9 protein-coding genes are annotated in these 8,534 nt (G+C 74.0%); 5 read left to right on the plus strand and 4 right to left on the minus strand.

All coding sequences use genetic code 11. The features are described from left to right. The first annotated feature begins 116 nt into the window (after positions 1 to 116). Entirely contained in the window at positions 117 to 2,516 is a 2,400-nt protein-coding gene (locus ACFXDE_RS07760) for an excinuclease ABC subunit UvrA (protein WP_380491872.1), read from the plus strand. A 25-nt stretch (positions 2,517 to 2,541) separates the two neighbouring features. On the opposite strand, the gene ACFXDE_RS07765 is transcribed toward ACFXDE_RS07760, so the two are convergent. After that, positions 2,542 to 3,048: an HPP family protein gene (locus ACFXDE_RS07765; RefSeq protein WP_380491874.1), complete on the minus strand. Its 507-nt coding sequence runs from the start codon at positions 3,046 to 3,048 to the stop codon at positions 2,542 to 2,544. Positions 3,049 to 3,174: 126 nt separating this feature from the next. Beyond that, entirely contained in the window at positions 3,175 to 3,648 is a 474-nt protein-coding gene (locus ACFXDE_RS07770) for an SsgA family sporulation/cell division regulator (RefSeq protein ID WP_380446322.1), read from the minus strand. Between the two features lie 372 nt (positions 3,649 to 4,020). Here ACFXDE_RS07770 and ACFXDE_RS07775 point away from each other — a divergent pair, with 372 nt between their 5' ends. Further along, positions 4,021 to 5,052 (plus strand): hypothetical protein, encoded by a 1,032-nt coding sequence (locus ACFXDE_RS07775; RefSeq protein ID WP_380446321.1) that lies wholly within the window; start codon positions 4,021 to 4,023, stop codon positions 5,050 to 5,052. Between the two features lie 62 nt (positions 5,053 to 5,114). Here the strand turns inward: ACFXDE_RS07775 and ACFXDE_RS07780 are convergent, their stop codons facing one another. Then, a complete protein-coding gene (locus ACFXDE_RS07780; RefSeq protein ID WP_380491876.1) occupies positions 5,115 to 5,486 on the minus strand; it encodes a hypothetical protein in 372 nt (123 codons plus the stop codon). A 324-nt stretch (positions 5,487 to 5,810) separates the two neighbouring features. Here ACFXDE_RS07780 and ACFXDE_RS07785 point away from each other — a divergent pair, with 324 nt between their 5' ends. Together ACFXDE_RS07785 and ACFXDE_RS07790 are read left to right on the plus strand one after the other, a co-directional pair. Next, the gene (locus ACFXDE_RS07785) at positions 5,811 to 6,053 is read left to right on the plus strand and encodes a hypothetical protein (RefSeq protein ID WP_380491878.1); all 243 of its coding nucleotides are present in this window, start codon (positions 5,811 to 5,813) and stop codon (positions 6,051 to 6,053) included. A 171-nt stretch (positions 6,054 to 6,224) separates the two neighbouring features. After that, positions 6,225 to 6,857 carry a DUF6461 domain-containing protein gene (locus ACFXDE_RS07790; protein ID WP_380491880.1) on the plus strand — a complete coding sequence of 211 codons (633 nt, stop codon included), beginning with the start codon at positions 6,225 to 6,227 and terminating at the stop codon, positions 6,855 to 6,857. Between the two features lie 30 nt (positions 6,858 to 6,887). Here ACFXDE_RS07790 and ACFXDE_RS07795 read toward each other — a convergent pair whose 3' ends face one another. Then, positions 6,888 to 7,436 (minus strand): carboxymuconolactone decarboxylase family protein, encoded by a 549-nt coding sequence (locus ACFXDE_RS07795; RefSeq protein WP_380491882.1) that lies wholly within the window; start codon positions 7,434 to 7,436, stop codon positions 6,888 to 6,890. A gap of 336 nt (positions 7,437 to 7,772) precedes the next feature. On the opposite strand from ACFXDE_RS07795, the gene ACFXDE_RS07800 reads away from it, so the two are divergent. Further along, on the plus strand, positions 7,773 to 8,534 hold a 762-nt coding region (locus tag ACFXDE_RS07800), incomplete at its 3' end, for a BTAD domain-containing putative transcriptional regulator (RefSeq protein WP_380491884.1).

An 8,534-nucleotide genomic window follows, 5' to 3' on the forward strand; every position in this document is an offset into this window, starting at 1 on the left:
GCGGGGGGCGGGGGGCGGGGCCCCCCGCCGCCCCCCCCCCCCCCCCGGGGGGGGGTGTTGTGGCCCCCCCCCCCCGGGGCGGCCCCCGCCCGCACAGAACCGGAGAGACGACGACCATGGCCAAGAGGACGGGCGCGCCCGCGCCGGTGCCGCACGACGCCGACAGCCACGACATGATCCGCGTGCTCGGCGCGCGCGAGAACAACCTCAAGGACGTCAGCGTCGAGATCCCCAAGCGCCGGCTGACGGTGTTCACCGGCGTCTCCGGCTCGGGCAAGAGCTCGCTGGTGTTCGACACCATCGCCGCCGAGTCGCAGCGGCTGATCAACGAGACCTACAGCGCCTTCGTCCAGGGCTTCATGCCGTCGCTGTCACGCCCCGACGTCGACGTCCTCGACGGGCTGACCACCGCGATCATCGTCGACCAGCAGCGGATGGGCGCCGACCCGCGCTCCACCGTCGGCACCGCGACCGACGCCAACGCGATGCTGCGCATCCTGTTCAGCCGGCTCGGCGAGTCGCACATCGGCTCGCCCAAGGCGTACTCGTTCAACGTCCCCTCGGTCAGCGGTGCCGGCGCCGTCACCGTGGAGCGCGGCGGCAAGACCGTGAAGGAGCGCCGTTCGTTCAGCGTCACGGGTGGCATGTGCCCGCGCTGCGAGGGCCGCGGGAGCGTCTCCGACATCGACCTCGCCCAGCTCTTCGACGACGCCAAGTCGCTCGCCGAGGGCGCGCTCACCATCCCCGGCTACACGCCGGGCGGCTGGAACTACCGGCTGTACAGCGAGTCCGGCTTCTACGACCCGGACAAGCCGATCCGCAAGTACACGAAGAAGGAGCTGCACGACTTCCTGTACCGCGAGCCGGTCCGGATGAAGATCGCGGGCATCAACATGACCTACGAGGGCCTGATCCCGCGGATCCAGAAGTCCTACCTCGCCAAGGACAAGGAGGCGATGCAGCCGCACATCCGGGCCTTCGTGGACCGCGCGGTCGCCTTCAGCACCTGCCCCGACTGCGACGGCACCCGGCTGACCGAGGCGGCCCGCTCGTCGAGGATCGGGAAGACCAGCATCGCCGACGCGTGCGCCATGCAGATCAGCGACCTGGCCGCGTGGGTGCGCGGGCTCGCCGAGCCCTCGGTGGCGCCGCTGCTCACGAGCCTCGGGGAGGCGCTCGACTCGTTCGTCGAGATCGGTCTCGGCTACCTCTCGCTCGACCGTCCCTCCGGGACGCTGTCCGGTGGCGAGGCGCAGCGCGTCAAGATGGTCCGCCACCTCGGCTCCTCGCTCACCGACGTCACGTACGTCTTCGACGAGCCCACCGTGGGCCTGCACCCGCACGACATCCAGCGGATGAACGGGCTGCTGCTGCGGCTGCGCGACAAGGGCAACACGGTGCTCGTCGTCGAGCACAAGCCGGAGACGATCGCGATCGCCGACCACGTCGTCGACCTCGGCCCCGGCGCGGGCAGCGGCGGCGGCACGGTCTGCTTCGAGGGGACGGTCGAGGGCTTGCGGGCGGGCGGCACGATCACCGGACGCCACCTCGACGACCGGGCGAGGGTCAAGGAGACGGTGCGCACGCCGACCGGCAAGCTGGCGATCCGCGGCGCCTCCACGCACAACCTGCGGAACGTCGACGTGGACATCCCGCTCGGGGTGCTCGCCGTCGTCACGGGCGTGGCCGGCTCCGGCAAGAGCTCGCTCGTGCACGGCTCGCTGCCACGATCGTCGGGGGCGCCGGGCGAGGGCGTGATCTCCGTCGACCAGGGCGCGATCCGCGGCTCCCGGCGCAGCAACCCGGCGACGTACACCGGTCTGCTGGAACCGGTCCGCAAGGCCTTCGCCAAGGCCAACGGCGTGAAGCCGGCCCTGTTCAGCGCCAACTCCGAGGGCGCGTGCCCGACCTGCAACGGCGCGGGCGTGGTCTACACGGACCTGGCGATGATGGCCGGCGTGGCGAGCGTCTGCGAGGACTGCGAGGGCAAGCGCTACCAGGCGTCGGTGCTGGAGTACCGCCTCGGCGGGCGCGACATCAGCGAGGTGCTGGCGATGCCGGTGACCGAGGCCGAGGAGTTCTTCCGCGAGGGCGAGGCCCGCATCCCGGCCGCGCACGCGATCGTGAGCCGGCTCGTGGACGTCGGTCTCGGCTACCTGAGCCTCGGCCAGCCGCTCACCACGCTCTCCGGCGGCGAGCGCCAGCGCCTCAAGCTCGCGACGCACATGGGCGACAAGGGCGGCGTCTACGTCCTCGACGAGCCGACGACCGGCCTGCACCTGGCCGATGTCGAGCAACTGCTCGGCCTGCTCGACCGCCTGGTCGACGCGGGCAAGTCGGTCATCGTCGTCGAGCACCACCAGGCGGTCATGGCGCACGCGGACTGGATCGTCGACCTCGGCCCGGGCGCCGGCCACGACGGCGGGCGGGTCGTCTTCGAGGGCACCCCGGCCGAGCTGGTGGCCAAGCGGCACACCGTCACCGGGGAGCACCTCGCGGCGTACGTGGGCGCCTGAGGCCTGCCCCCCCGCGCCCGGCGGCTCACCGGGGAACGGCCCACCAGGCGACGGGGTACCGGACCGGGTGGCCGCCGATCCGGCCCGGGAGCAGGCCGATCGCGACCAGCAGGACGGTGGCCAGCGCGAGCAGCGGCAGGAACGGCAGCGGGTGCGGTGCCTGGAGCACCACGATGACGGCGGTGGCGGCGGCCGGCGAGTGCGAGAGGTGCGTGAGCAGCATCACGCCGAGCGAGATCCCGGCGGCCACCGCGGCGCCCCACCCGTTGCTGCCGGTGACGGCGAGCGTGGCGTACCCGATCAGCGCGGAGACCAGCTGGCCGCCGACGAGGTTGCGGGGCTGCGAGATCGGCAGCCCGGGCGCGCCGTGGACGAGCGCGGCGCTGGCGGCCAGCGGCGGGATGAGCAGCGGCTGGTGCAGCAGGACCCCGGTCCCGACCAGGAGGAGCAGGGCCGCGATGGCGAAGGCGGTGGCCCTCAGTACGTGCAGCGGATGCGGCCTGGCGGTGGTGGCGGACGGGGGTCTGGGCATGCGGGAGCTCCGGGTGAAGGGCGGTGGACGGCAGCGCCTTCCACAAAATGTTGATTTTCGACCGCCATCCTGCCTCGCGGGGGACCCGGCGGACCCGGCGTTCCGGCATCCGGACGGCGGGGTCCGTCAGATGAGCGGCGGCTCCTCGGTCTCGAACAGGCGCAGGATCAGGTCGTCGACGTCGAGGTGGACCGTCTCGGTGCCGTACGGCACGACGTGCTCGGTCGCGGTGAGGAAGGTCTGGACGAGGGCGGCGGGCGCGCGCAGGACGGCCGTCGTGTCGTCGGCGCTGAGCGCGATGAAGAGCGTCGCGGCTGCGGGCCCGGTGCCGCGGTGGACGGTGACGTCGCCGAGGCCGGCCCAGCCGGTGAGGCCGGTGGCGAGGAGTTCGCGGGCGAAGATCCAGGTGATCGGCTCGTCGAGGTCGATGTGGGTGTCGAGGCTCACCGCGTAGGGGTCCTCCCGGCGGTAGCGCAGCCGGGCGGGCAGGGAGACGAGGAGGCCGGGGCAGGCGACCGCCTCCAGGTCGATGTACAGCGCCAACTCGTCGCCGGCGCAGGCGTTCTCCTGCGGGGCGCCGGGCAAGTCGTGCTCGCTCATGGGCTCTTCCTGTTCTCTTCCCCGGGGTGTTCCGGGGCGTCTCGGGCTGTCTTCAGGGGAGCAGAATCGTTTTTTCTCGGTCGGTTTCGGCGGTGGGGCGGAGCGGAGGCGGTGTGGGGGTGGTGCGGGGGTACGGGTGGTGCGGTGTGGCTGTGCGGTGCGGGTGGTGCGGCGGTGCGGCTTCGGCGTGCGGGGCTTCCGGCTGGAGAACGAGCCGGCCCGTCCCGGGTAACCGTCCGCGACGATATTCGGGCGACGGCGCCCTGTCCCGGCCTGCGGCATTGCGGTTCGGTCTCCGTCGGGGCGGAATTGTGCATGATCGCTCGGTTGGTGTCAGAGTGTCACCGTCTTCTTTTCCGATCGGGGGGTTCGATGACAGCGGGGGACGGGTCCGATCTCGTCGCCATGGTGGTCGAGGCGCTGGTGCAGACCGCGTCGCACACGGTCGGCGCGGCAGGGGCCGCGCTCGGCGGCGAGGCGCTCGCGCGCGTGCGGGAGTCGCTGCGGCAGTGGCCGCAGTGGGCGCACGCCCTCGGGCGGGTGGAGGCCCGTCCCGGCGACCAGCAGGCCCAGTGGGACCTGGCGCTCGCGGTGGGCCAACTGCTCGCCGGCGACCCGGGCCTGGCGGCCAACCTGCGCGCCCGGCTCTCCGTCGCCATGACCGCGCCGCCGCCCATGGCCGGGGCTCCGATGCCCCAGGCGGCTCCGGCGTGGCAGGGCGGCGGCGACGCCAACTGGCCCGCGTACAGCCCCGGAACGGTCCAGGGGACGTCCGCCCGGCGCAGCCGCGCCTGGGCGGTGACCGGCGGGGTCGTCGTGCTCGGCGTGATCGGCACGCTGACCGGGCTCGGTCTCTACCTCGGCACCGGCCCGGACGGTCCGAAGCCGCTGGCCAACCTGGACCAGGTGAAGGCCGTCATGCCCGACCTGCACGCCGTGCCGGACGGCTGGACCCAGGAGAAGGCGCCTTCCGCGGTGCCCAAGGGCGACTGCGGCGGCGACGGCGTCCCGCCCGCACAGGTGAGCCTGTGCGAGCAGATAGTCGGGAGGGGCGACTCGCGCTTCCACGCCGACGACGGCAAGACCCAGGTGGAGTTCCAGCTCATGGCGGGCCCCAGCCCGGAGTGGGGCGACAAGATGTACGACGTCGCCTACGGCATCAGTGACGGCCTGCCCGAGAAGCCGCCGATGGCCGCTCCGAAGGCCGGCGAGCGGTCCTCGGTCTTCATGGAGGGCCAGTGCGTGGAACTCCTCGTCAAGTCCGGCAGCAACGTCCTGAGGATCTCCTACTGCCCGGAGAACCCGTCCGCCCCGAACGTCGAGGTGGTCAACCGGATCACCCGGATGTTCGCCGCGCGCTCGCAGCAGGCGCAGGACGGGAAGACCCCGGACGCCGCGGCCTGACGGTTCCCGGACAGGGGTGGAGCCGAGCGCCCGGCTCCACCCCTGTGTCTGTGGAGGGGCGGTCAGGCCTTGGCGCAGATCACGAAGACGCTGATGCCGACGTCGCCCGCACCCGGTCGGCGGCCGAGGCCGATCCAGCCGCTGCCGTCGTCGGCCGGGAAGCTGCCGACCAGGACCGCCTCGTCGCCGCGGGCCTCCGCGCCGCCGCCGAGCGCCTTCTCGCCGGCCGGGCAGGAGACCGTCCGCCGCTGGAAGCTGGGCACGTTCGCGTTGTCGAGCCGCACCAGCCGGTACCCCTCGACCGACCGGACGGCGCTGTCCCGTGCGGGCGCGTTGTCGGTGGCGGGGTCGGCCTCCGCGACCCAGCCCGTGCCGGCGGCGGCGAGCGCGACCGTCAACAGGCCCGCGGCCGGCGCGATTGCCCGAAGCTTCATGCCGTGTCCTCCCGAAGGGCGGCGGGCGCGCGCTTCGCGCCCGTACCACTCGGGGTATCGGCCGTTCGGGTGGCGGCCGTGATCGGGTTGACCCTTTCGGGGGGTGTGCGGCCCGTCCGGCACGCGCCGCGGCGGCGCCCCCGGGCCGTGCGGTGCGCCCTCACGCGGACGTCGGTGCGCGCCGGCCACTGACGGGCCCGGCCCTCCCGGGCCCGAACACCGGGATCACTCGACCGGGTGAGCTGTCGCGGAACGGTCGGAGGCGCGGGCGGGCGCGCCCTACCGTCGGAGCCGCAACTCGCCGTTCGGACCGGAAGGAACCCCATGCGCCGCACCGTCGCCGTCCTCCTCGGAGCCTCCGCGCTCCTCGCCGCCACCACCCCGGTGGCCGGCGCCGCCACTGCCGCCGCCCCCGCCCCCGCCGCCGCCGGGCCCGCAGCCGCGCCCGCCGCCCCCGCCGCTCCTCTCGCGCAGGCCGGCGCCCCGCTGTTCGGCATGCTGGGCAGCGCGAGTGCGATGGTCTTCGGGGCCGTCGACGCGCTCAAGGGCGCGGTGAAGCTGCCGTAGGCGTGGCCGCCGTCGGCGGCTCCCGCACCGGCCAACCCGGCGCGGGAGCCGTGCCGTTCCGCACCCGCGGGCCCCGTCGCCCCCGGGGAGGTCCCATTGTCGGTGGGGCGCGCTAGGGTGCCGTCCGGAAGCCCGACCAGGGCGGGTCGGTGCGAACGGGGGGAGGGCGTCATGAGCGACGGCATCCGGTGGCTCGCCGAGGGCGACGACCGGCTCAGCGGCGTCCTGTTCGCGCGCGGGATCCCGCCGGAGGAGGTGGCCCGGCGGATGGGCGCGGACGTGCGCGGCGCCGCCGGTCCGGTCAGCGGCGCCGAGGTGTGGGACCTCGACATCGAGACCTACCGCCCCGGCGAGGACGGCGACGGCGTGGTCCGCGTCGGGGTCTGCGGCGGCTGGTCCTTCGCGATCGAGTACGGCGACTCCACCGGTGCCGACCTGCTCACCGAGATAGCGCGCGACGGCGTCGAGGTCGTCCACTACCGCCCCATGGCCGAACACCCGCCGGCCCTGCTCGACTACGCCCGCGACGGCGCCGTCCTGTGCGGGTTCGGCCTCGCCGAGGAGCGCTGGCGCTGGGGCAGCCAACCGGACCTCCTGCTCCCCGTCCTCGTCGCCGCCGGCGTCCTCCACCCCGACGGCATCACCCGCGCCACACTCCCCGGCGAGCCCCTGCCCGCCGTCCACCGCCGCACCCTCGGCGCCGTGGAACGCCACTTCGGCCTCAGCCTCCCCCAGGCCGTCCTGGCCGCCGCCCGCCTCCCGGTGTACGCGGTCCGCGGCACGCCCGACCTGGTGCTCCGGTAGGGCGTGTCCTTCGGATCGGGCCGGGAGCCGTCACGCCCAGGGCTCGGAGAACGACCGCCCGGGGACGGGCTTGGCGACCAGGGCGATCGCCACGAAGAAGTTGACCTGCCCGATCGCCAGCGTCAGCGTCGTGAGCGCCTTCTCGTCGTAGTGGGCGGCCACCTCGGCGTACAGCTCGTCCGGCACCCGCTCACGGCCCCGCGCGGCCGGCTGGAGCACCGCCTCCACCAGCGCGAGCGCGGCCCGCTCGGCCGGGGTGAAGTACGGCGAGTCCCACCAGGCCGCCACCGAGTCGATCCGCTCCTCCGTCTCCCCGGCCTTGCGCAGGAATCCCGTGTGCAGCACGGTCAGGTAGGTGCTGCCGACGATCTGCCCGGCGCGCAGCTGCACCAGGCTGATCGTCGTCCGCGGCACCGACCGGTTGCCGGTGGCCCTGAACAGCGCCGCCGACACCTCCGCCAGCTCGGGCACGAGTACCCCGGGATCCGTCGCCAGACGCGGCCGCAGCGGGACCTCGGCGGTGATCGGTCGCGGCTCCACCGGCGTGCTCTCCATCGAGTTCACCATGGTCTTCTCCATCGTCGTGTTCCTCCCGGGCTGTTCGGGCCGTGTTCGGCGCCTTCACTGACCCGACCCGGTCCGGAGGAGGTTTGTGACAGGCGGAGGAGGATTTCCTCGACTTCTTTCGAGCTCGCCGAGCGGGCGGACGGTGCGGGCGCCATCGCCGAGGACGGTGTCGGAGGTGTCCGCGGTGCTGTGGTCCGTGGTGGAGGTGTGCACTCCGTCCTGTCCGTACCCATTTGACGGCTCATGGCCCGGATCGTCGTCAGGGACTCGGCAGGATGTCTGACCAGGGGGAATACCGGTCGGTATCATGCCGCTGGGGGATTGTCGGCGGGGTGGAGGAGATGTCGGTTGGTCGGCGAGGGCGGGAGTTCGGGCGGGCTGCGGTTCGCGGTGCTCGGGCCGCTGCGCTGTTGGCGGGACGGGGCGGAGGTGCCGCTCGGTTCGCCGCAGCAGCAGAGCATGCTGCTGGCGCTGCTGTTCCGGGCGGGCCGGCACGTGTCGGGGGCGCAGCTGATCGACGACCTGTGGGGTGACGAGCCGCCGGCCAGGGCGACGGGTGTCGTCCGCACGTACGTGCACCGGCTGCGGCGGGTGCTCGGGGCCGAGGCGCTCACGTCGGTCGGCGGCGGGTACCTGTTGGCCGTCGGCAGCGGCGGCCTGGACACCGTGCGGTGCGACGAGCTGCTGGCCGAGGGCCGGGCCCGGCGGGCCGACGGCCGGAACGCCGACGCCGCCGCCGCGCTGCGGGGCGCGCTCGCGCTGTGGCGCGGCGAGCCGATGCCCGGGCTGCCCGGGCCGTACGCGCAGCGCCAGCGCAGGGAGTGGGAGGAGCGGCGGCTCGCCGTCCTGGAGCTGTGCCTGGAGGCGGAGGTCGAGGGCGGCCGGTGCGCCGAGTCGGTGGCCGAGCTCGCGGCCCTCGTCGAGGAGCACCCGCTGCGCGAGCGGCTCTCGGAGCTGCTGATGCTCGCGCTGTTCCGCTCCGGCCGCCAGGCCGACGCCCTCGCGGCGTACCGGGCGGCGGACCGCCGGCTGCGCGACGAACTGGGCGTCGGTGCCGGTCCCGGCCTGCGCGACCTGCACGGCCGGATCCTGGCGTCCGACGAGACGCTG

Source organism: Kitasatospora sp. NPDC059408 (assembly GCF_042751525.1).
Lineage (GTDB): Bacteria > Actinomycetota > Actinomycetes > Streptomycetales > Streptomycetaceae > Kitasatospora.

Coding starts and splice junctions, on each gene's coding strand:
- ACFXDE_RS07760 (WP_380491872.1), top strand. CDS start 117: ATGGCCAAGAGGACGGGCGCGCCCGCGCCGGTGCCGCACGACGCCGAC.
- ACFXDE_RS07765 (WP_380491874.1), bottom strand. CDS start 3,048: ATGCCCAGACCCCCGTCCGCCACCACCGCCAGGCCGCATCCGCTGCAC.
- ACFXDE_RS07770 (WP_380446322.1), bottom strand. CDS start 3,648: ATGAGCGAGCACGACTTGCCCGGCGCCCCGCAGGAGAACGCCTGCGCC.
- ACFXDE_RS07775 (WP_380446321.1), top strand. CDS start 4,021: ATGACAGCGGGGGACGGGTCCGATCTCGTCGCCATGGTGGTCGAGGCG.
- ACFXDE_RS07780 (WP_380491876.1), bottom strand. CDS start 5,486: ATGAAGCTTCGGGCAATCGCGCCGGCCGCGGGCCTGTTGACGGTCGCG.
- ACFXDE_RS07785 (WP_380491878.1), top strand. CDS start 5,811: ATGCGCCGCACCGTCGCCGTCCTCCTCGGAGCCTCCGCGCTCCTCGCC.
- ACFXDE_RS07790 (WP_380491880.1), top strand. CDS start 6,225: ATGAGCGACGGCATCCGGTGGCTCGCCGAGGGCGACGACCGGCTCAGC.
- ACFXDE_RS07795 (WP_380491882.1), bottom strand. CDS start 7,436: ATGGAGAAGACCATGGTGAACTCGATGGAGAGCACGCCGGTGGAGCCG.